This is a genomic window from Acetobacter papayae, assembly GCF_047721125.1.
Taxonomy (GTDB): Bacteria; Pseudomonadota; Alphaproteobacteria; order Acetobacterales; family Acetobacteraceae; genus Acetobacter; species Acetobacter papayae.
This window is the reverse complement of the sequence record NZ_JBDNWF010000008.1, coordinates 18,543-39,485: the sequence shown is the minus strand read 5'-3', so window position 1 is coordinate 39,485 and position 20,943 is coordinate 18,543. Positions and strand designations below refer to the sequence as shown.

Genomic DNA, 20,943 nt, shown 5'->3' with positions numbered 1-20,943 from the left:
GGTGGGCCTGCGGGGATTATCCGTCCAAGTGTTTGTTTTCATCTGATCATAAGCATTGCTTATGAAACTGCACGCAGGTTTATGGGGTAGGAAAGGCAGCCGGAGGGGCGAGTGTTAAAGGGACAGCGCATCATCCAGAACAAGGCCGCAGGCAATGTCCCAGCTTCGGTTCATCAGGGCGGTTCTGGCTGGTTGGCGCAGGCGTACAAGCCCGACTTTTGACATGGGGCAGGGTTCAAGCCGCCGGGTCTGTAGCGGGCCAGCAATGTCCCCTCGTGCGGGTATGGCCGCAACCGGCAGGATGCTTGCCATTCGCCCGGCCAGCAGTTCGGCATGCAGCAGTTCCAGCGCATTGGCTTCTAGCAGTACGGTTGGCTCGCACCCCGCGGTATGAAAACCCGCATCAATAATCTGGCGGCTACGGGTGCCGGGCTCCAGCAGGCAGAGCGGCAGAAGGGCTGCATCCTGCCAGCTACACCGGCGGCGTCCGGGCAGGCGGATGCGTGATGAGGCGATCAGCACAAGCTGTTCGGCATACAGGCAGTGGGTTTCAAAAGGGCCATCGGGTGGAACCTGATCCAGATAGGCCAGCCCGATCTGTGTCCGCTGCTCGGCCAGGTCACGCAGGATCTGGGTATTGGGGCCGACTGTCAGGGAAAGTTGCAGGGCGGGCACCACCGCGCGCAGGTTTTCCATCAGCAGTGGAATGATCTGTATGGCAGGTTGCACCACGCTGATAGACAGGCTGCCGCCTGCCACATCCTGCGCGAAGCGGGCTTCCTGCCGCAGGTTATCCAGAGCGGTAACGCTCTGGCGCGCCCATTCCAGCACACGCTCCCCTTCCGCAGTCAGGCCGAAAACCCGCCGGTTGCGCATGACAATGGTCACACCCAGTTCGTGTTCAAGCTGGCGGATTGCGGCAGACAGGGCAGGTTGCGATACGCCGCAATACTCCGCCGCGCGGGAAAAGTGACGAAAGCGATCCAGCGCGATCAGATATGTCAGTTGTCGGAGAAACACGAAAATCTCTGACGCCGCACGTCATGGGAAGAAGGCAGGTGCATCAGTCCGCTTTCTCTGTCAGGCGCTGGCGCTCATGCGGAGTGATGACATCGGCCAGAGTGTAATGATCCAGCACACCCAGCATAGCCCCCATGGCCTGTGACAGCACACCGCGCAGGCGGCAGCCGGGCATGAGCGCACACAAGTCAGCTTTGCGCTCTGCGTCTGGTTCCATGCAGGCAAGCAGGGAGAGGTCTTCCTCCATATAACGCACGACAGCCCCGATCAGGATGGTTTCTGGTGCTCTGCCCAGCCTCACACCGCCATTGCGGCCGCGTATTGTCTCGATAAATCCGCCCATGCCCAGCCGGTGAATCACCTTGATCATATGCCCTTCCGAGACCTGATAGGCCTGTGCGATCTGGCGGATCGAGCACAGCCCTTCGGTTCGGACGCCAAGGTAAATCAGGGCGCGCAGGGCATAATCAGTCTGCAATGTTAATTTCATAAGACCGAAGATGCACGCTCTTGACAGGTTTTCCAAGATATTAAAAGGTATATGAATTGTATACCTTTAGGACGTAAACCCCATGCCCACCCCCCTTGATGAAAAAACCCGCTCCATAATCCTCGCGACCGTGCCCGCCCTTAAGGCGCATGGTCTGGCCATTACCGAGGAAATGTACAAGCGCCTTCTGGCCCGCCCCGAAATCCGCGATCTGTTCAACCAGTCGCACCAGCGCGATCTGGAGCAGCCCAAGGCTCTGGCACTGGCCGTGCTGGCTTATGCCCAGCACATCAACGACCTCGGGCGGCTTGGCGGTATGGTTGAGCGCATTGCTGAAAAGCATGTCGGTCTCAATATTCTGCCCGAGCATTATCCCTTTGTGGCGGATGCGCTTCTGGGGGCCATCGGGCATGTGCTCGGCAGTGCTGCAACTCCCGAGATTGTCGAGGCCTGGGGCAAGGCTTACTGGTTTCTGGCCGATGTTCTGATCGGGCGCGAAAAGCAGATTTACGACGAGCATGAGCAGGCACCGGGCGGGTGGAAAGGCTGGCGCGCCTTTACAGTGCGCAGCCGGCGGCAGGAAACCCCGGAAATTGTTTCTTTCGATCTGGTGCCTGCTGATGGTGGTGCTCTGTTCCGGCACAAGGCCGGGCAGTATCTCAGCTTCCGGCTGGATATTCCCGGTCATGGTTCCCAGCGCCGCAATTATAGCATTTCGTCATCCCCCGGCGCGGATCATTACCGTATTACCGTGCGGCGGCATGAACTTGGGCTTGTCTCGCCATGGCTGCATGAGAGTGTGCGGGAAGGGGATACCCTGCTGGCCGCCAATCCGGCAGGTGATTTCTTCCTTGATGAATCCGCTTCTGGCCCGGTTGTTTTGCTGACAGCCGGAGTGGGGCTGACCCCCATCGTATCCATGCTGGGTGAACTTTGTGGAACAAAAGCCGGGCGTGCAATACGCTATGTGCATGGTGCGGATAGCCGGGAACTGGCGGTTTTTGTGCCCGAAATTACGGCACTTGCCGCAGATAATGTTCTGAGTGCTGACTTTTTTTACGCGCGAGACACTGGGGTGGATGAAGAAACCGGCAAGGGTGTAACCCGCCATGCCGGGCGGATCAGCACGGAATGGCTGCGCGCGACGGTGGACCCCACGGCTACGTATTATATCTGCGGGCCGGAAAGTTTCATGCAGGACATGATAGGCACCCTGCGGGATGCAGGACTGCCCGCAGCCCAGATCCGGTATGAAATTTTCGGCTCGGCCTCCAATCCTGATCTGGTGCTCTGAAACCAGAACGCATCCTTGCGGTTTCCATGATGGGAACCGCAAGTGGCGTGCGGCTAATGCAGCCCGTGGCAGGAGAAGGAAAACGGTCATGACCCTGAAACACAGAGTGCCGGATATCAGAATAAAGCGGGTTTATGCCGCAGCAGAGCCGGATGACGGCGTACGGATTCTTGTTGATCGGTTATGGCCAAGAGGGCTGCATAAATCCGATGTCAAAATGGATCTCTGGCTGAAGGATGTCGCCCCCAGCACCGAGTTGCGGCAGTGGTTCGGTCATGATCCGGCGCATTGGGAGGTGTTTCAGGCCCGGTATCGTCAGGAGCTCTCGCAGCCTAATGCCGAGCTTGAGCAGATTATTACACTCATGAAAAACAGCACGGTCACGCTGCTCTATGCAGCCCATGATACTGAACATAATCATGCACGGGTTTTAATGGAGTATCTGGAACAGGCGGTGGCCTGAAAGAGCACTGACTCAACAATATGCCTGTTTTTTCATTGCTCAGTTTTTGATGATAGAAGCAATGAAATGCGAAAACAGCATGCTCTGGCTCGATATGCCAAGTTTTGCATAAATGTTCTTACGATGGATTTTGACCGTTCCTTCTGTAATGCCAAGGTTTTTTGCTGCGGATAACGAACTGTGGCCCCGTAGCAGAAGGGCCACCACATCCTGCTCACGCGGAGAGAGCCTGTCTCGTTCAAAATCCCGGAAAGATTTGTTCAGATTTTCGGTATTCAGGGCAGTTTTTTCTAACGCCTTTTTTTCGGTCCGGTTGATCCAGTGCTGGATCAGCGCTGCATTGATGATGGGGGCAAATGCTTCCAGCTCTGAAAAATCTTCTTTCGAAAAAGCTTCCATCCCTGTGGAGCGCATAAGAGAAAAAACCAGTGCCGTGCCATCAGGCGCGTGGGTGCAAAAAGCAATTTCCTCTACCAGACTGCCGCTTTCCATAGAGATACAGGGATGTACAAGAGGCGACAGGAAGTAATCGCTCTCAAAAAAAGCATCCGGTGCCAGTGTGGCAAGGCGGTATAGCCCGTCAGCCAGTCCCTGCATGCACGCTACGTAAACAGCATCAAGCAGATAACCACCCGCCAGATAATCCTGCATGGCATTGGGTAGGGAAATGCCTTTCAGCCCATCATGCAGCATTTCGGGCTGTTCAGCCGGAGGGTAGGCAAAAATCGCGGCAATATCAAAAAACGCGACTGTACGCAGTGCAGACTCGATTGCAGCAAAAACCTCGCTGTCATTTATGTGTCTGATGGCGAGGGTCGCCACTTCTGACAGGACATCTATCCGGTTAACCACGCTGGTCTCCTTGCCCGCGGCGTTTGGGCCTGTATCCGCGCACTACCCCTTTGGGGATATAGGCCGGTTCTCTGCTCTCACTCTATTATTACGATATGGCAACCGTAAAGGTTGAGGGGCAATGTCCGCCGGTAACGGAGGTGAAGATGCAGGGCAGGGATCGGGTCATCCAGTCTGATGACAGCAACCTTGAGCAGTTTGGTTATAAACCGCAGTTTCACAGGGTTCTGGGGTTTTTTGCTGATTTTTCAATAGGATACTCCTATATGAGCCCGCTTGCGGGTTTTTATGCGCTGTTTTCCTATGCGCTTGCGACAGCAGGCCCCGCGTTTTTCTGGACAATGCCCCTCGTTCTGCTGGGCCATACTGTCAATGCCCTGATTTTTGCCGAAATATCTTCTGAATATCCAATCGCCGGGGGTGTCTATCAGTGGAGCAGGCGTCTGGTTGGGGAGCGGTGGGGATTTTTGACCGGGTGGATGTATTTTCTGGCGCTGGTTGGCGTGGCGGCTGGACTTGCCGCAGGGGTTGCGCCGTATCTGGCTGCGTTGATTGGCATAGAGGCCACCAATACGTTTGATACCTGTGTGGCACTGAGCATTATTGTTCTATCGGCCGCGCTGAATCTGATTGGCACAAAAGTGCTGGGCAGAATGACCGAACTGGGCGTGTGGGCGGGCCTTGTGGGGTTGGCTGTCTGCGGGGGGTATATGCTGTGTTTTGCCCGCCTTCAGCCTTTCAGTGTTCTGTTTGAGAGTTTTGGCGCGGGAGAAGGGCACCACACAGGCGCGATGCTGGCTGCCAGCTTGCTGGGAATATGGATATTTTTTGGCCATGAAGCCTGCGGCGATCTGGCCGAGGAAGTGCATGACGCCTCGCGGGAGGTGCCCCGCGCCATGCTGACAACCATGCTGGCCGGTGGTGGTTCAGCCCTGCTGATCGCTCTTGGCATGATTCTGGCCGTGCCCGATATGGCTGGCGCTGTCTCGGGTGCTGTGTCCAACCCGGCAGATGCAGCCCTGCGTGCTGCTATTGGGCCAATAGGGGCGACTGCCATGCTTGGTTGCCTCATGCTGGTTGCATTCAGTGCGACTATTTCGGTCATCGCCTCTACCAGCCGTTTACTGTTTTCCATGGGGCGGGATCGGGTCATTCCGTTTTCTGCGGCGATGTCGCGCGTCAACCCGCGAACCGGCCTGCCTACGGCCGCCGTGCTGGCGGCGACCGTGCTGCCCTGTATGGTTCTGCTTGTTGGTGGTTTTGCGCCGCATATTGCGGAAGCGGTTATCAATTTTGCTACAGCGGGTATTTATACCACATTTACCATGGTGCTGATTGCCGGAGCCTTTGCCCGTTTTGGCGGGTGGGTGCCATCGGGGCCGTTCCGTCTGGGTGGCTTCGGGTGGCCGCTTACGGTTATTGCACTCTGTTTTGAGGTTGGGGCATTGATCAATCTTGTCTGGCCGCGCCCGGCCTCATCGGATCAGAGCTTGGTTTCGGTCATGCTGATTCCGGTTGTTTTGCTTAGTGTGTTCTGTATTGGCGTCGTGCTGGCGGTCCGGCGTCCCGTCAGCCTTGTCGGGTCGAGTGAAGGAAATTGAAAATGGCACTGAAATTTGCGGGCAAAACGGTTCTTGTTTCGGGTGGCGCTACGGGTGTGGGGGCGGCAAGTGTTGTACGCTTTGCTCAGGAAGGGGCGCAGGTTGCCATCTTTGACCGCAATGCCGAAGCGGGAGAAGCGCTTGCAAACCGCCTTTCAGCAGCGGGTCATTCCATCGCTTTTTTTAAGGTTGATGTTTCCGATACCCATATGGTGAGCGAGGGTGTGCGTGCCTGTGTGGAAACATTTGGTAAAATCGATGTGCTTTTCAACCATGCAGGTACCATACTGATAAAGCCGTTCCTTGAGATTAAAGAGCAGGAGTGGGATTCTCTGTTTTCTATCAATGTCAAAAGCATGTTTCTTGTTACTAAGGCTGTACTGCCCCATATGATTGCGGGTGGTGGTGGGGCGATTGTCTGCACATCTTCAATTTCCGCTATTGCCGCAACCCCGACAGAAGTCGCGTATAATGCCACCAAGGGGGCCTGCCATATGTTTGCGCGCGCCATCGCTACCGAATTCCGGGATCGTAATATCCGGTGTAATGCGGTCTGCCCCGGTTTTATTGATACGCCTCATGGACAAAGGGAGCTCAGCGCGTTGCAGGCTCAGGGTGTGGGCGCTTCCGAAGCAGAGCTGACTGCCCGGCAGGGACGTGCGGCCACACCGGATGAAGTGGCGGATGCCGTGCTGTTTCTTGCCAGTGATGATGCCCGTTTTGTCAACGGCACTCATCTGTTTGTGGATAATGGGTTTACAGCCTGGTAGTCCTGAAAGCCCCTGGCAGAAAGCCGGGGGCTAAACTCAATCATAATAGTGTGGGAAAATTTTCAGTTTTTCTATGGCCTGCGGGTCATGGAACAGAACAAGCTCGGCATCAAGCTGTGTTTTCAGGTCGTTAAGACGTTTAATTGAGAGCAGGGCGTCCTGAGCGTTCGTTGTCGATCCGGGGATACGGAGAGCCGTAAAGTTTTCCTGTAGGTCGCCCGTGTCGAAAGACAGAATCATGGGGCCTGAATGCGGGAGGGTGACAATGGCGGACTGGTGGCCGGGCGTATGGCCAAAAGTCGTGATGAGGTTCAGACCCGGAAAAGCCTGCCAGTCGCCATCCTGAAAGTCCCATTGAATATCATCAGAATTAAAATCTTCCTGAATATAGCCGGGGCAGGATGATGACAGGGCGGCAGTATATTCTTTTCTCTGCACGGAAATGCGCGCATTTTTCAGATATTTTATATAGCCGCAGTGATCGAAATGAAGATGCGACAGGATAACCCATGCAATGTCTTCTTTTCTGATGCCAAGGGCTGCAAGCTGATTTTCAAGATTGTGTGCCGGCCTGATGATAGGCGGTGTCATATTCAGGGAAGTAAAATATTTTTGTTTCTTCGCGGGGTTCTCAATATTGGCCGGGTCCAGACCCGCATCGAGCAGAACCCATCCATGGTGTGTTTCAAGTAGATAGGCGCATATAGGCTCACACAACATCAAGAGCGGGTCTGCACCGGCTACAGAGACGGATTTAGGCAGGATTTCATATCCGCAAAGAAGTATATAAAACTTTTTTATATCTGTAGCGCTGTTTTGATGAGCCATGTTGGGTTTACTGTCCATTTGTATGCAAGCTGTCGGTATAATACCGCCTGATATGCTCCTCCCATGGCACGGTATCGGCATAGGAGGCCGTGGCCTGCTTCAGGGCGCGCCGCACAATGTCATGGAGTTCTTTCTCCATATCTTCCTGTGGGATAGTCTGGCACTTTCCATTATCCACAATGGTATTTCCATTGATGACAAGTGTGCGTACATCACGCCGTGTCAGGCGTGTAAGCAGGAGTTCGGGCAGAATGGCATCGGGTATCTCATAAGGCAGAACCCGGTCTGTATTAACAATAACCATGTCAGCCGGTCGCCCTTCTTCAAGCAGGCCGCCATTATCGGGGCCTGTAATACTTTCCCGTCCCGTGCGCATAAGGGCATTGAAGCAGAGCGGCGTGCTGATGCGGCTGTCACCCGGGCCAAGGATGCCGGGTTGGGTTGTTTGCATGAGGCCACGCAGAAGGCGGGCTTCTCTTAAAATGTCGTCATCATCTTCAAGGGACATGCCGTCCAGACCGATGCCGAACTTCATGTTTTTGTCGATAATGGTGCTGATGGGAGGTAGGCCGGATGCCAGCCGCATGTTGGATGAAATATTGCACGACAGCAGAACACCGCGTGCAGCCAGCAGTTCAATTTCATCGGGGCGCAGCCACACGCCATGTGCCAGTGTTAGTCTGGGTGAAAGCAGGCCAATCCTGTCAAAATAGTTGACAATACCTTCAGGGAAAGTTGCATCTGCCCATTCCTGCTGAAGGCGGGTTTCGAAAAAATGCATGTGAACACGACGGCCGGTGCTGGCCGAGCGTGCGCTGATTGCTTCCAGAGTGGCCCTGTCGGTCCATTGTGGGCCTACGGGGCCGTACTGCACATGGAAAGTCTCGCTTTCCAGTTCGGCCAGCGCATCGGTAATATCCAGCCCTTCCTGAAGGCTTCTGCGATAGCGTGATGCTGAAAGTGCCGGGAATTGATCCGGGTAGTCAAAAATATCCCTGAACGGTGCGCTGCTTTCATACACAAATGGGTTTTCCCCCGCGAAGGGAACTGCAAAGGCAATACGGATACCAACAGCTTTTGCCGCCTTGGCAACACCTTGCGCTTCTTGCAGAAGGGTGCGTCCATTTTGTGTATTATGGCAATGTACTGCCGCACCGATACCGGATTGTGCCATGCGGGCAAAAGCGCAGGCGGCGTTCAGGAAAGACAGTGTGTGTGGTTCTACACCCAGACGGGAAACCCAGAGTTCGAGCGGGCCATCAGGAATACCGCAGGAAAGTGTCGGCAGGCCCCGACCGTGGTCATGGGCATTGGCAAAAGCAGGCATGGCAAGAGAGCCTGCCAGCACGTTTTCTCCAGTAGTCGGAGCAATGCCCTCAATCATGCCATCACGGGCACTGAGTGTATGGTTACGCAGAACCGGGCCATGGCCCGGGAGCGGCAGCAGGCGTTCGACTGCCCATGAGGCGCGAGGTGAGGACATGTGCATCAGTTGAACGGAATACCGGGCAGGGCATCCTGCACGGGGCCGGGGGGTGTCAGGTTGCCACAGGAGGATGGCACGGCTTTGCCAGACAGGACATCTTTGACAAAAATTGCAGAGTCAGGAAGCGAGTAATTGACGGCTCCCCCATGGCTTAGGCCGGGATAGGTGTGCCACTGCACGGTGGAACCTGCCCGGCACAGGGCCTGTGCGGCATCGTACTGTCCCTTTGTGCCTGCCATGCCGTCCGCCAGTCCTGTGCCCAGAAACAGCGGGATGGTTACATGCCCGTCCGGGAGTTCGAAATACCGGTCCATGTCCTGATCATAGGCGGTAATGTCATGCGCCAGCATTTCTCCCCCCTTGGTAATGTGCAGCTCCTTGGCTTTGTCGAACAGGTCGTGCAGGCAGCCATGTTCGGCAACGCTGAACATGATACGTCCTTTTTCACTCAGGAGCGTTTTGGGGTCCGTTTCGGGGTGAATGGCCTGATCGCTGCCCGCAAGCCGCAAGGTGGCAAAAGCCGGGTCCATGTTGCTGACCGTGGTATAGCGTTTTTCGTTGGCGTCTTCACTCTGCGGGTGATCCTGATGGATGGCAGTCACCAGACCGGTCATGACCGCAGCCTTGATGCCGAGTTCCGGTGCATAGTGGGGGAAGACCCATGACGCACCCAGTGTTGCACCAGCACCCTGAGATTGTCCGACAATCAGCATGGTATTGCGAACAGGGAAGTTTTTCTGGCTCAGAATGGCCCGGCCCGCGTCCAGAAGGCTGTAAGCTTCGGGTTGATAGAGCAGGTAGGGGTGCACACCGGGCGTGCCAAGACCCTGGTAGTCGGTGGCTACGATGGCAAAGCCGCGCTTGAGCCACGCGCCGAGATAGGCCGTATCGCGCGCACGCGGGCCCATCCATGAAGGCGCGCAGCGATCCGCCACACCGGTGGTACCATGTGCCCAGATGACAACCGGCCAGCCGCCTTTGGGGGCCGGTCCGTCAGGGAACAGCATATAGCCCGAAACAGCGACGTGCTGCTTGGGCTGCATGCCGTCTGTAGAGCTGTACAGGAAGCGATAGGCCGCGCCGGTATCGGCTGGTAGCCAGCTTGCCTTGAGCGGTTCGGAGCGCAAGATGGTGCCCGGAGCCGCAGTGACAGGGGCCTGCCACTGGTAGAAAGACGAGACATCCGGCGTGGCCATCGCGGGGCTGGAGAGAAGGCCAAGTGCCAATGGCATGAGAAGAAGTTTTGAAAAATAACCTGACATGTTGAAGATGCTTTCTCGTCTTGTCTGGGTTCTGGTCATGATGGCGGGTTAAGGGTGCTCAGAGCAACTGCATACGCAAGGTGTCGGCTTCTTTTTGCAGATGGGGCAGATAATCACTTTCCATCTGCTCCTTACTGGCCTGCTCCAGCCTGATACCGATATTAAGGGCTGCGACGGGTGTTCCATCCCTGCGGAAGAGGGGAACCGCAATGGACCGGAAACCGATCTCCACTTCCTGATCAACAAGAGTGTATTGTTTTTCCCTTGTTGATAGAAGTATTTTTTCGAGTTTTTTCCTGTCCGTAATCGTGTGCTCGGTAATTTTTTCCATGTCTATGGCCGACAGGGTTGCATCAAGCTGCTCACTGTCGAGATTGGCCAGAAGAACCCGCCCGACAGCACTGCAATAGGCTGGCAGGCGCAGGCCGATATGCTCCGTTATGCCAAAAGGCTGTGTGCGACGGGCCGAGGCATAGGTGATCATGACGGCTTCTGTTCTGTCCAGAACCGCCATGGAGCAGGTTGTATTGAGTGTGCGGGCCAGACGTTCGCACACAGGCTGGATCAGGGTGGAAATGAGGTTTGACTGAAGGTACGTGGCTGCAAGTTGCAGCACCCGGGGCTGAAGGCGGAACAGGCGTCCCTCATCGGCAATATAACCAAGGTGCAGTAATGTCAGCAATGCACGGCGCACGGTTGCGCGCGGCAGATCCACCTTGCGAGCAAGGTCACTGAGTGTCATGGCAGGATGATCGGCATCGAACGCGGACAGAATCAGAAGGCCGCGCGCAAGAGCTTCCGAAAAATCACGCCCGACAGGGTTATTTTTGCGCGCTTCCGCATCGCGCGGTATGATTCTGGACACCGTTGCCTCACTTTCTGCAAGAAAACACTATGACAAAGTGATGGGCGTTAAAAACGAATGACAGGAGCGTTGTTGCGGGCAACTAGAACATGTCAAAATATTCACGCTGCTCCCATTCGGAAACCTCAAGTTCGTAACGCTTTATTTCTGACTTTTTGATTTCAGTCAGATAATTGATGAAGCCATCCCCCATGGCGGTGCGGAAAACACTACTGTGCTCCAGTGCTTCTACCGCGCGGGCAAGGGTGGTGGGCAGGAGCGGGGCTGGCGTGCCATAGGGTTCATCCGCTGGTGTGCCGGGCGATGTCCGTCTGGCAAGGCCATCCAGCCCGACGATGACCTGCGAAGCCAGATAGAGATAGGGGTTGGCTGCCGGTTCGCCCACACGGTTTTCAATGCGGGATGCAGGGTCGTTTTGCGCGGAGATAACCCGTAGCATCACCCCTCGGTTGTCCATACCCCAGATTGCGCGGTCTGGGGCGAGCGAAAACGGCCTGTAGCGTTTGTAGCCGTTGATGGTGGGGGTGGAGAATACAGTGGCCGCCGCCGCGTGTTCCAGCAGGCCCCCGAGCCAGAACAGGCCGGTTTCCGACAGGGGTGCGGCCGAGTTGTCGGGTACGAAGGCATTCGCCCCGGAAGATAGAACCTTGAGCGACTGGTGCAGGTGCCACCCACTGGACATAACATCGGGCAGGCGCGGGCGGCACATGAAGCTGGCGTGGTAGCCATGGCGGCGGCAGACCTGTTTGACCGCCGAGCGGAACAGCACCATGTCATCGGCGGACTGGATGCCTTCGGCAACCTTGAACACCATTTCCACCTGACTGGGGCCGAACTCGATTTCCATCGAATGCAGGCCAAGGCCAAGTCCCTGAATGTTCTTTCTCAGAATATCCAGAATGGGCTCGAGTTGATCGTAGTTCAGCTCCGTCAGGTAATTGTAGCCCCTGTGTGTAAGGCTGACATCGGGCGCTATGGCGGGCTGGCCTGCGTCTTCGGGGGCAAGGCGTGGGTTTTCCAGACGGGTGAGGTGAAACTCTACCTCCAGCCCGGTCATGAAAGCATAACCGGCATCCGTCAGACGGGAGAGCGCATCGCGGCAGATATGCCGGGTGGCAAAGGGCACCTTGCGCCCATCGCGGAAATACAGGTCACACAACATCCAGCCTGTCGCATGCGCCCAGGGCAGGATTTTGAATGTCGTGGGGTCCGGCACCATAATGATATCGGCAGACCCGCGCACTTCCGTCATGCCCGTGCTGTTCTGGGCCGAAAAGATGGAGATAACCGTCCGATGAGCTGTATCTTTCATCAGCAGGGAAGACGGGACGGATATACCCGCCGAGAACGCTCCCCCCAATGCGGAGGCAACCAGTGTTTTGCCACGCAGGATGCCGTGCTGATCGGGGAAGGAGAAACGGATGGTTTCAAGCCCATCCGCCTGTATGCGCTGTTCCACCGCGCGTGCGGCTTCAGCCTGCTGCGGTGTCCATAGTCCGTGCTGTTCAATAAAGCTCATCGCACTGCTCCCTAGCTGGCTGCGGCGAGTGTTTGCCACGGGGCTCCGGCACGTCGGCGCGAATCGACTTCATGCCAGTGTTCGAGATCGCTGGAAGCGCAAACGCCATCCATGGTCGATGGGCCCTGAATGTGTGCGGCTTCCTGCGGGGTCAGCACCATCAGGGGTGTTTCGCCACGCTCTGCCTTTTCAATGGCTTCCACCAGCATCCGACGGTAGGCGATAATGCCCTTGTCCGCCTGACTCAGATGTTCGCGGGTGCGATCCTGTATATGGCCCTGCGATTCAATGGCCCACTGGTCGTGTACGTTAATATCTTCACCCATGCCGGTATAGGTTTTGTGGAGCTGTTCCTCGGGGTCAAACCCATAATTGTTTTCGCGACCGACGCGCGGCAGGTAGTCCGGCAGGGTGTAGAGTTGCAGACGCTGTTCGCGCATTTTTTCCTTGTCCACGGGGCCGGTAAAGCTGGTGAAAATGGCGTACCAGTATGTGCGCGTATCACTAATGGGCACATGCCATTGCGTGATGGTCATTTCGCTGGACATGGGAATGTTAAAAGCCTGCGGGAACAGCACATTGGTAACGCGCACATGGGTTTGCGATTCGTTCATCGTGCGGGTTGTAACCAGCTGTAGCCCGTAAGGGGTTTTTTCCACGGCGATGTCCGGGCAGTCGAATTCACGTAGGACGCGTGTCATGGGAATATCGCTTTCCGCGGATGTCGAGCGGAACTGCCGTCCGTAAGCGGTTTCCGTATCATCATCTTCAAAAAAACGATGGAGGAAGCTTGCATGTGATGGATCAATGCCAACTTCAAGGGCCTGAAGCCAGTTGCAGTCAATCAACCCCTTGAAAGCAAAGGTATGGCTTTCAGGGGCAATAAAGCAGTCAAGGTCGGGAAAGCTCGGGGCATCCCCTTCGCCCAGATAGACGAAAATGATGCCGCTTTTCTCAACAACCGGATAGGATTTCTGGCGGATACGCTTGCACAGGGTGCTGCCTTTGGGCTCTGCTGGTGTTTGCAGGCAATTACCTTGTGTGTCGAAAAGCCACCCGTGGAAAGGGCAGCGCAGCCCGCCATCTTCCAGACGACCATAGGCAAGATCCGCGCCGCGATGCGGGCAGTCCCTGTCCAGAAAGCCCAGAGCCCCGTTTTCGTCTCTGAAAAGGACAAAGTTCTGGCCCATAAGTTGCACCGGGCGTACGGGGCGTGTGCCTTCCAGCTCAATTGAAAGTGCCGCAGGCTGCCAGTAGTGGCGCAGCAGATTGCCCGCGGGCTTGCCAGCTGAAACCTGGGTTATCAGTGCATTTTGCTCGGCACTCATCATGAGAGATCGGTCTCCGGAGAACAGGGTTTTGCGTGCATTTGTTCGTTTAACGAACATAAATACCTTATGTGAACAATATGCTTGCAAGAAATGAAAAAACTATGCAAGCTTGTTTTGAAGTCGAGACAATAAAACAGGATGGCGGCCTGACAGGGCCTTACGCATCCTTTCGCGGAGTTTTCGAATATGGCTGAAATTTTTTTTCGACAGGGTGACGGGAGTGTCAAAAAAACAGAGGCCAAAGCGGGTGGTAGCGTGATGCAGCTTGCCATTCAGGAAAATATTCGCGGTATCGAAGCGGAGTGCGGTGGCGCCTGCGCCTGTGCCACCTGTCATGTATATATAGATGATGCATATCTGCACCTGCTGACCCCGCCGGCTCAGGAAGAAGAGGAAATGCTCGAAGGTGTGGCGGCTGAACGGCGTGATGGCAGCCGGCTGGCCTGTCAGGTCATTGTGAGTGATGCGCTCGACGGTATGGTGGTCGAAGTGCCGGATCGTCAGTTCTGATGACCGCGGGTGTTGTCATTCTTGGAGCGTCTCATGCCGGTGTGCAGTGTGCTGCTGCATTGCGGGAGTCCGGTTATCTGGGTTCCATAACGCTTGTTGATGTACAAAAGGATCATCCTTACCAGCGCCCGCCTCTTTCCAAGGGGTTCATGATGGGAGCAGCATCGGCGGAAAGCCTTTGCCTGCGGGGTGAGGTGTTTTACGATGCGGAAAACATCGACCTGCGGCTTGGTGTGCAGGCCGAACGCATCGTGCGGGATGAGCATAAAGTGCTTCTGTCTGATGGGCAGGTACTGGCGTATGAAACGCTCGTTATCGCCACGGGCAGCCGTGCACGGCCGTTCCTTGAAGATTGCGCAGTTGAGAATGTCTACACCCTGCGGACACTGCGCGATGCCGAAGCGATCCGCGCTGCGGCAGAAACGACCGAAGGGCCGGTCGTTATTGTTGGCGGTGGGTATGTGGGGCTGGAACTGGCGGCCACATTCCGCGCGCATTTTCAGCGCAAAGTGCATGTTGTCGAGGCTGCACCCCGCCTGCTGATGCGTGCGGCTTCGCCCGCTCTTTCGGCTCTGGTCGCCGCCAGGCATCAGGAAGCGGGTACCGTCGTGCATGCTGGTCGCTGCGTGACAGGGCTGGAGCAGGTGAACGGCGCGGTTTCTGGTGTTGTGATGCAGGATGGCGAGGTTCTCCCCGCCGGGCTTGTGATCAAGGGTGTTGGTATTCTGCCAAATCAGGAACTGGCAGCCATGGCCGGTCTGGATTGTCAGGATGGCATTCTGGTTGATCAGTATTGCCGGACATCGGATTCTTCCATTTTTGCTATCGGGGATTGCTGCCGTTTTCCAGAAGCATTTTCTGGTAGGCTGGTGCGTCTGGAATGTGTCCAGAATGCTCATGATCAGGCCAGAACCGTTGCGTCGGTTATTTCAGGCAAAGCCCAGCCCTATACGGCAGTTCCGTGGTTCTGGTCCGATCAGTTGGGCATGAAACTGCAGACTGCCGGTAGGTGGGAAGATGGCATGACCTGTGCAGTGCGAGACGAATCTGAAAAAGGGAAAATGTCTTTCTTTCATTTTTCATATTCTGGTCAGCTCTGTGCAGTGGAAACGGTTAATCACCCTGCATTGCATATTCTTTCAAGGCGGATGATTTTATCCGGTGTTTTTCCAGAAATCTCTCAGGTTGAAAATGTCGATTTTGATCTGAAAAGGCTTCTGGCATGAATAGATGATAATTGATCACAGTTATTTGGGGTGAAGAGGGTATTTCTGATGTAAATCAGAAATAGTATTCTGTTATGCTCGCGTTATTTTAATATGGTAATTATATTTATAATAAAATTAAGAAAAATCTTTTCATTTTTCTGGAATCTCATTACGATTACGAATCGTTACGGAATCAAAAAATAGATGCGGTGTTCCGTGAGTTTGTTCACAGGCAAATCTTCAACCTATCAAAGGCGACGGAGGACCGGGGATGCGTTATGGTCGGAAATTTCTACTTTTGGCAGGCTGTATCAGTCTGGCTGCGCCACCAGCAATGGCTGCCACAGCAGCTTCAGGCTCATCTGCCAGCTCGGGGAAAAAAGCGGCAAGTGAAAGCCGTAAGAATGAATATCTGGAAGTCGTGGGCGGAAATGTCATTTCCGCTACAGGGGTAACCGGGCGGCAGTTCGGTGGTGGTCTGATCCGTGCGGAAACGGGGGATAAATCCGCCAGTACTGTTTCGCGCGATTTTATTGCCAAGCAGTCTCCCACGCAGTCCACCTTCCAGATGCTTAAACTGACGCCGGGGGCCAATGCCGCGTCGTCGGACCCGTTTGGCATGCAGTATGGCGGCGGGGGTTTTTCGGTGCGTGGGCTTGATTCGTCACAAATGGGCTTTGTCTATGAAGGCATTCCCGTGACCAGCAGCTATAACAGCCAGGTCAATCCTTCCGAGTGGGCGGATACCGAAAACCAGGAGCAGATCCGCCTTGAGCAGGGTTCTCCTGATATTTCAACGCCGACTGTCAACGCCTCTGGTGGTGTAGTCTTTATCCAGACCCGCGATCCCTCGCATCATTTCCATGTTACTGCGGATGCCACGGGTGGTTCCTACAGCATGGCTCGCGGTTTTATGCGTGTCGATACGGGTGATCTTGGCCGTTCAGGCGTGCGGATGTTCATGTCCGTCTCGCATATGGAGGCTGATCATACCCGTGGGGCTGGGCATGATTCCAAAACCCATTTCGATCTTGGGGCCGTCAAGGACTGGGGTGCGGAAAGCCGCTCTAAGCTGACGATTTCCTATTCGAATTTCGATATCTCGAACTATGCGTACCCCACTCAGGCACAGTTCGATAAGGGTGGGTATAACTATACCAATGTTTATACCGGCACGAACACGAACTATTACAAGCTGCACCAGAACCCTTACGAGGCATTGCTGGTCTCCTTGCCCACAAAGCTGAAGCTGATCAAGGGTCTGACCTTCAACTTCACGCCCTATACATACTACAACTACGGAACAACAGGTTTCGGTGGTATGGTTGCGGAAAATGCTGTCTATAGCGGGCTGAGCAAAGAGCAGGTTGACCTGAATGGTGATGGCAGCATCACCAGTAACAAATATATGACTTACGAGCCCTATATCGAGGAAACATCCCGCTCCGGCTTTAACACCAATATGGTTTATCAGCGCGGGCACAACACGCTGACATTCGGCTACTGGTTCCAGTACGAGAATGATAACCTTTTCTCGCAGTATGGTCGGGTTAGTAGTAGTGGTTCTCCGCTCAATCCGTGGGGCGATTCCAATTATTATACGGTCAATGGCCACCCCATCATGCTGATGGCGTCTCATTCTTATGTGACGACAAACGTGCTCTATATCGGGGATACGCTGTCCCTGCTGCACGACAAGCTGAAGCTGACGGCTGGTTTCCGTGAGGCGATGGTGAACCGACAGGGCACAAACTCCCTTCCGGGCACGCCGTATCACATCGAAACCAACACAGCCGAACCTTTGCCGGCAGTTGGTGTGACGTACAAGCTCAATGATCACCATCAGTTTTTCATGAATGGTAGCACAGCCTTCAGAACACCCACGTCGAATGCGATGTTTGAAAGCACCTATAACGGTGCGGTGTCGTCGGTTGGTAATCCGAATCTGAAGCCTGAATATTCGATCAGTGAGGAAATTGGTTACCGTTACACGTCCAAACTGATGATGGCGCGTCTGACTTTCTTCAACTACAACTTTACCAATCGTCTGGTCAGCACTGTCATTTATAACGGCACCCAGCAGATTCCCTCGCAGCTTAATGGTGGTGGCCAGCATGCGCGTGGGGTCGATTTTGAAATCGGCACGGCACCCATTCACCATTTCCGGCCTTATATGTCAGCGGAATATCTGGATGCGCGGCAGGACAATAACCTGAAGGTTGGCAACGACTATCTGCCGACAAGCGGGAAAACGGCTGTCAATGCACCGAAATACCAGCTTGGCTTCGGTCTGGATTATGATGATGGCCGGTTTTTCGGCAATGCGGGAATCAAGTGGGTTGGTCGGCAGTATTCGACATTCATGAACGATGCTTCCATCGATCCGTATGTGCAGGCAGATATGACGGCAGGTTACCGCCTGCATGATATCGGTATGCTCAAGAACATGGAATTTCGCCTGAATATCGTCAATCTTGCGAACAACCATTATCTCTCGGGCGTATACAGTGTGAAATCGAACGCTCAGGCCACAACCGGCACCATGGGTTCGACAATCGCTGCATCCGGTGCGCCGTCTTACTATGTTTCAACGCCGTTCATGGCCATGGGAACGGTTACCGCCGGTTTCTGAGGCAACGGACAGGTCTGGAGTGGTCAATGCACGATAGCCAGTATGGACGACGTACTTTTCTCGCCGGTGCGGCGGGAGCGACCCTGATTGGTGTCGGGGCGGGCCGTGAGCCCGTCCGGCAGACAACGGCAGGGCTTGTCAGGGGTAAGGCAACCGCCGTGCCCGGAGTTACGGCCTGGCTGGGTATCCCGTTTGCCGCGCCACCTGTTGGAGCGTTACGGTGGCAGCCACCGCACCCCCCCATACCATGGGCCGGGGTGCGGGATGCTACGCGCTTTGGGGCAAGCCCCTGCGCGCCATCCATGCCGGGCGTCAGTCTTGACTACAGCCCGGACAGGATGAGTGAGGATTGCCTGACCCTGAATGTCTGGGCCCCGCCGGAAGATGGGCGGCGGCGGCCTGTCATGGTCTGGATTTTTGGCGGTGCGTTCGTCATGGGCAGCAGTGCCAACCCACGGTATGACGGCGCACAGATGGCTGCCGAAGGCACTGTGTTTGTATCCATTAACTATCGCGTGGGAATTCTGGGGAGCTATGTGCACCCGGAACTCTCAAGCGAATCACCTGCAGGCGTGTCGGGTAATTATGGTCTGATGGATCAGATTGCTGCCCTGCAATGGGTCAAGGACAATATTGCGAATTTTGGTGGAGACCCTGATAATGTAACGATCTTTGGTCAGTCGGCCGGGGCGTTCAGTGTCGGGTTTCACCTTGTCATGCCTCAATCCCGTGGTCTGTTCCACAAGGGTATTGCCCAGAGCGGTGCACCCATGGGGCGTCCGTCATCCAGCATTCTGCTGGGGCGGCAGGCGGACATGCAAAAGGAAGGCGTGGCATTTGCGCAGCGCATGGGGGCCAGCTCCATTGCCGATATGCGCCGTATGGACGCCATGCACCTTGTAACGACATATGGTTTTAACTGGCTGTTTTATCCCAATATCGATGGCTGGCTGATCCCTGATCATCCCTGTACCTTGATGGAGGCGGGGCGCTGCGCCAATGTGCCGGTTATTGCCGGTCATAATCATGATGAAGGGCGGGTTTTCCCGCCGCTGGGTGGCGGTACCCTGTCGGGCCTGCAAGCGAGCCTGCAGGAAAACTACGGCACATATGCACCTGAAATCCTGCGAGTTCTGCAGGCACAGGGCTCTACCGATCCGGCGGTTATGGGCCAGGAAGCCTTTGGGGATGTCGTGTTCAACTGGAACAGTGTTGCTCTGTTCATGGCCATGTCACGCGTTTCAAAAAGTTATGCCTATCGCTTCGATTACGCGCATGCCTCAACCAAACCTGATAGTTTTGTAAAAGGGCAGGGGCTGGGAGCCTTTCATGGCGCCGAAATCGATTTTGCCCTGCGAACCTGCCGCTTTGACGTGCCAGAGCGCCGTGCGGAACAGGAACGGCTGATGAACACACTGTCGCGCTACTGGCTCAATTTTGCCAGAACCGGCACACCTAACGGTGCGGGCCTGCCGTACTGGCCAGAATATCAGGTTGGTTCAGGCAAGGTACTGCGTTTTGGAGAAGGCGTGCCAGCATTGGACGATATCGCTTTCCGTGAGCGTCTGGTGCTGCTTGGGCGCGCCATGGATAACCGTATGGTGGAGCAGGCCTGACATGAAAGAACCCGTTTTCGACAAACCCCTGTTTGACAGTCGCGGCTCTTTTCTTCTGCTTATGCTCTGTTACGCAGCCGTTGTGGCCTCCATGGGCGGCGTTGGCGTTTTTGTCTCCTTCCTGCCGCAGATCGCACAGGATATGGGGATTTCCAAATCCGAAGCGGGCATGGCGCTTTCGCTGTTTTCCGTGCCTTCCGCGCTGATCTGCCTGCCGATTGGCCGGTTGATTGACCGTATCGGCATCTGTCTGGGTATGGTGCTGGCTGGCCTGCTGATGGCAGCGGGAGATGCCGTGCTGGCTCTATCCAGCATGCGGGCGGAACTGTATCTGGGTATGCTGCTGGCCGGGAGTGGCTTTGGCTGTCTTGTCGTGGCTTGCCCGAGCGCTCTGGTTTCGTGGCTGAATGGCGATACGAGAACCCGCGCACTATCGTTCTGGTCAACCTATGGGCCTGTTGGATATGCTTTTGGCCTGTTGCTGTCAGTTCCGTTTGCTGAAGGTCTGGCATGGCGGCATGCGTTTCTTACGCATGGTTTGGTTGCGCTATGCCTGACCGTGCTGTCATTTTTCCTGCCCCGCAAGGATGCCGCGGTTGCATTGCGGCCTGATAATGTGGGCTTCAGCCTTTTGTTTAAGGATACCCGTGTTATCAGGCTTGCGGCGGCGCTGGCTCTGCCCAATGCGGTTGCCTATGGCGTGAGTGTTGTCATGCCTTCTTATATCAACCGGGTTTATGGTGTGGGGCTGGGGTTGTCCAATAGTGGCATTGCGAGTGCCAAAATTTTTGCCATGATACTGGGCGGAACACTGACAGGCTATGTGCTGACCAAGAAGTTCCATTTCAGGGCCATGTACAGAGTGCTTGTCTGTGTTGGCGCGGTGGCCCTTCTGATCCTGTTTTTCCCCAAAGGTACATTCGGGCTGGCCTTGGTGGGGCTGATCATCTGGCTTCTGGCATTTGGTGGCATGGCGGGTGCGGTTACGGCGCAGTTCCCGACCTATGTTAACAACAAGGAAGATATCGGGGTGGTATCCGGCCTGATCGGGCAGGTTACATCCATTGTCTGCCTCGCCACCCCCCCGACTTATTTTGCCCTTTCCGGCTGGACACAATACTGGGGCCTGTCGTGCATCGTGTTGTGTCTTGCCGCCTTGGTCGTGCCATCCAAACGGTGATGGTGTCTGTAATGAA

18 protein-coding genes are annotated in these 20,943 nt (G+C 55.3%); 9 read left to right on the top strand and 9 right to left on the bottom strand.

Annotated elements, in window-relative coordinates:
• Positions 1 to 114: 114 nt before the first annotated feature.
• The gene (locus tag ABF757_RS04345; RefSeq protein ID WP_415481080.1) at positions 115 to 1,020 is read right to left on the bottom strand and encodes a LysR family transcriptional regulator; all 906 of its coding nucleotides are present in this window, start codon (positions 1,018 to 1,020) and stop codon (positions 115 to 117) included.
• 43 nt (positions 1,021 to 1,063) lie between these two features.
• Entirely contained in the window at positions 1,064 to 1,510 is a 447-nt protein-coding gene (locus ABF757_RS04340) for an Rrf2 family transcriptional regulator (protein ID WP_415481079.1), read from the bottom strand.
• A gap of 82 nt (positions 1,511 to 1,592) precedes the next feature.
• On the opposite strand from ABF757_RS04340, the gene hmpA reads away from it, so the two are divergent.
• Together hmpA and ABF757_RS04330 are read left to right on the top strand one after the other, a co-directional pair.
• Positions 1,593 to 2,804: an NO-inducible flavohemoprotein gene (hmpA, locus tag ABF757_RS04335; protein WP_415481078.1), complete on the top strand. Its 1,212-nt coding sequence runs from the start codon at positions 1,593 to 1,595 to the stop codon at positions 2,802 to 2,804.
• An 88-nt stretch (positions 2,805 to 2,892) separates the two neighbouring features.
• Entirely contained in the window at positions 2,893 to 3,267 is a 375-nt protein-coding gene (locus ABF757_RS04330) for a DUF488 domain-containing protein (protein ID WP_415481077.1), read from the top strand.
• A 39-nt stretch (positions 3,268 to 3,306) separates the two neighbouring features.
• Here the strand turns inward: ABF757_RS04330 and ABF757_RS04325 are convergent, their stop codons facing one another.
• On the bottom strand, positions 3,307 to 4,119 hold the full coding sequence (locus ABF757_RS04325) for a helix-turn-helix domain-containing protein (protein WP_415481076.1): 813 nt from the start codon (positions 4,117 to 4,119) through the stop codon (positions 3,307 to 3,309).
• Positions 4,120 to 4,265: 146 nt separating this feature from the next.
• On the opposite strand from ABF757_RS04325, the gene ABF757_RS04320 reads away from it, so the two are divergent.
• Positions 4,266 to 5,720 (top strand): amino acid permease, encoded by a 1,455-nt coding sequence (locus ABF757_RS04320; protein WP_415481075.1) that lies wholly within the window; start codon positions 4,266 to 4,268, stop codon positions 5,718 to 5,720.
• A gap of 2 nt (positions 5,721 to 5,722) precedes the next feature.
• The gene (locus ABF757_RS04315) at positions 5,723 to 6,490 is read left to right on the top strand and encodes an SDR family NAD(P)-dependent oxidoreductase (RefSeq protein WP_415481074.1); all 768 of its coding nucleotides are present in this window, start codon (positions 5,723 to 5,725) and stop codon (positions 6,488 to 6,490) included.
• Between the two features lie 36 nt (positions 6,491 to 6,526).
• On the opposite strand, the gene ABF757_RS04310 is transcribed toward ABF757_RS04315, so the two are convergent.
• From ABF757_RS04310 to ABF757_RS04285, 6 genes are all read right to left on the bottom strand, one after another.
• Entirely contained in the window at positions 6,527 to 7,318 is a 792-nt protein-coding gene (locus ABF757_RS04310) for an N-acyl homoserine lactonase family protein (protein ID WP_415481073.1), read from the bottom strand.
• Between the two features lie 7 nt (positions 7,319 to 7,325).
• A complete protein-coding gene (locus ABF757_RS04305) occupies positions 7,326 to 8,801 on the bottom strand; it encodes an amidohydrolase family protein (protein ID WP_415481072.1) in 1,476 nt (491 codons plus the stop codon).
• A gap of 5 nt (positions 8,802 to 8,806) precedes the next feature.
• Entirely contained in the window at positions 8,807 to 10,066 is a 1,260-nt protein-coding gene (locus ABF757_RS04300; RefSeq protein ID WP_415481071.1) for a lipase family protein, read from the bottom strand.
• Between the two features lie 58 nt (positions 10,067 to 10,124).
• Positions 10,125 to 10,931, bottom strand: coding sequence for an IclR family transcriptional regulator domain-containing protein (locus ABF757_RS04295; RefSeq protein ID WP_025859865.1), 807 nt, complete (start codon positions 10,929 to 10,931; stop codon positions 10,125 to 10,127).
• A gap of 82 nt (positions 10,932 to 11,013) precedes the next feature.
• Positions 11,014 to 12,450, bottom strand: coding sequence for a glutamine synthetase family protein (locus tag ABF757_RS04290; RefSeq protein WP_415481070.1), 1,437 nt, complete (start codon positions 12,448 to 12,450; stop codon positions 11,014 to 11,016).
• Between the two features lie 11 nt (positions 12,451 to 12,461).
• The gene (locus ABF757_RS04285; RefSeq protein WP_415481069.1) at positions 12,462 to 13,781 is read right to left on the bottom strand and encodes an aromatic ring-hydroxylating dioxygenase subunit alpha; all 1,320 of its coding nucleotides are present in this window, start codon (positions 13,779 to 13,781) and stop codon (positions 12,462 to 12,464) included.
• A gap of 186 nt (positions 13,782 to 13,967) precedes the next feature.
• Here ABF757_RS04285 and ABF757_RS04280 point away from each other — a divergent pair, with 186 nt between their 5' ends.
• The 5 genes from ABF757_RS04280 (at position 13,968) to ABF757_RS04260 (ending at position 20,927) form a co-directional block, all read left to right on the top strand.
• Positions 13,968 to 14,291, top strand: coding sequence for a 2Fe-2S iron-sulfur cluster-binding protein (locus ABF757_RS04280; RefSeq protein WP_415481068.1), 324 nt, complete (start codon positions 13,968 to 13,970; stop codon positions 14,289 to 14,291).
• Positions 14,291 to 15,517: an NAD(P)/FAD-dependent oxidoreductase gene (locus ABF757_RS04275; protein WP_415481067.1), complete on the top strand. Its 1,227-nt coding sequence runs from the start codon at positions 14,291 to 14,293 to the stop codon at positions 15,515 to 15,517. Before ABF757_RS04280 ends, ABF757_RS04275 begins: the two co-directional genes overlap by 1 nt.
• A gap of 316 nt (positions 15,518 to 15,833) precedes the next feature.
• The gene (locus ABF757_RS04270) at positions 15,834 to 18,131 is read left to right on the top strand and encodes a TonB-dependent receptor (protein WP_025859869.1); all 2,298 of its coding nucleotides are present in this window, start codon (positions 15,834 to 15,836) and stop codon (positions 18,129 to 18,131) included.
• Positions 18,132 to 18,157: 26 nt separating this feature from the next.
• Entirely contained in the window at positions 18,158 to 19,747 is a 1,590-nt protein-coding gene (locus ABF757_RS04265; RefSeq protein ID WP_415481066.1) for a carboxylesterase/lipase family protein, read from the top strand.
• A 1-nt stretch (position 19,748) separates the two neighbouring features.
• Positions 19,749 to 20,927 (top strand): MFS transporter, encoded by a 1,179-nt coding sequence (locus ABF757_RS04260; protein ID WP_415481065.1) that lies wholly within the window; start codon positions 19,749 to 19,751, stop codon positions 20,925 to 20,927.
• Positions 20,928 to 20,943: the final 16 nt, after the last annotated feature.

Excerpts from the sequence above, each read along its gene's own strand:
- ABF757_RS04275 (WP_415481067.1), top strand. The coding sequence starts at position 14,291 with ATGACCGCGGGTGTTGTCATTCTTGGAGCGTCTCATGCCGGTGTGCAG.
- ABF757_RS04310 (WP_415481073.1), bottom strand. The coding sequence starts at position 7,318 with ATGGCTCATCAAAACAGCGCTACAGATATAAAAAAGTTTTATATACTT.
- hmpA (WP_415481078.1), top strand. The coding sequence starts at position 1,593 with ATGCCCACCCCCCTTGATGAAAAAACCCGCTCCATAATCCTCGCGACC.
- ABF757_RS04270 (WP_025859869.1), top strand. The coding sequence starts at position 15,834 with ATGGCTGCCACAGCAGCTTCAGGCTCATCTGCCAGCTCGGGGAAAAAA.
- ABF757_RS04260 (WP_415481065.1), top strand. The coding sequence starts at position 19,749 with ATGAAAGAACCCGTTTTCGACAAACCCCTGTTTGACAGTCGCGGCTCT.
- ABF757_RS04300 (WP_415481071.1), bottom strand. The coding sequence starts at position 10,066 with ATGTCAGGTTATTTTTCAAAACTTCTTCTCATGCCATTGGCACTTGGC.
- ABF757_RS04290 (WP_415481070.1), bottom strand. The coding sequence starts at position 12,450 with ATGAGCTTTATTGAACAGCACGGACTATGGACACCGCAGCAGGCTGAA.
- ABF757_RS04340 (WP_415481079.1), bottom strand. The coding sequence starts at position 1,510 with ATGAAATTAACATTGCAGACTGATTATGCCCTGCGCGCCCTGATTTAC.
- ABF757_RS04305 (WP_415481072.1), bottom strand. The coding sequence starts at position 8,801 with ATGTCCTCACCTCGCGCCTCATGGGCAGTCGAACGCCTGCTGCCGCTC.
- ABF757_RS04265 (WP_415481066.1), top strand. The coding sequence starts at position 18,158 with ATGCACGATAGCCAGTATGGACGACGTACTTTTCTCGCCGGTGCGGCG.
- ABF757_RS04330 (WP_415481077.1), top strand. The coding sequence starts at position 2,893 with ATGACCCTGAAACACAGAGTGCCGGATATCAGAATAAAGCGGGTTTAT.
- ABF757_RS04315 (WP_415481074.1), top strand. The coding sequence starts at position 5,723 with ATGGCACTGAAATTTGCGGGCAAAACGGTTCTTGTTTCGGGTGGCGCT.
- ABF757_RS04285 (WP_415481069.1), bottom strand. The coding sequence starts at position 13,781 with ATGATGAGTGCCGAGCAAAATGCACTGATAACCCAGGTTTCAGCTGGC.
- ABF757_RS04320 (WP_415481075.1), top strand. The coding sequence starts at position 4,266 with ATGCAGGGCAGGGATCGGGTCATCCAGTCTGATGACAGCAACCTTGAG.
- ABF757_RS04280 (WP_415481068.1), top strand. The coding sequence starts at position 13,968 with ATGGCTGAAATTTTTTTTCGACAGGGTGACGGGAGTGTCAAAAAAACA.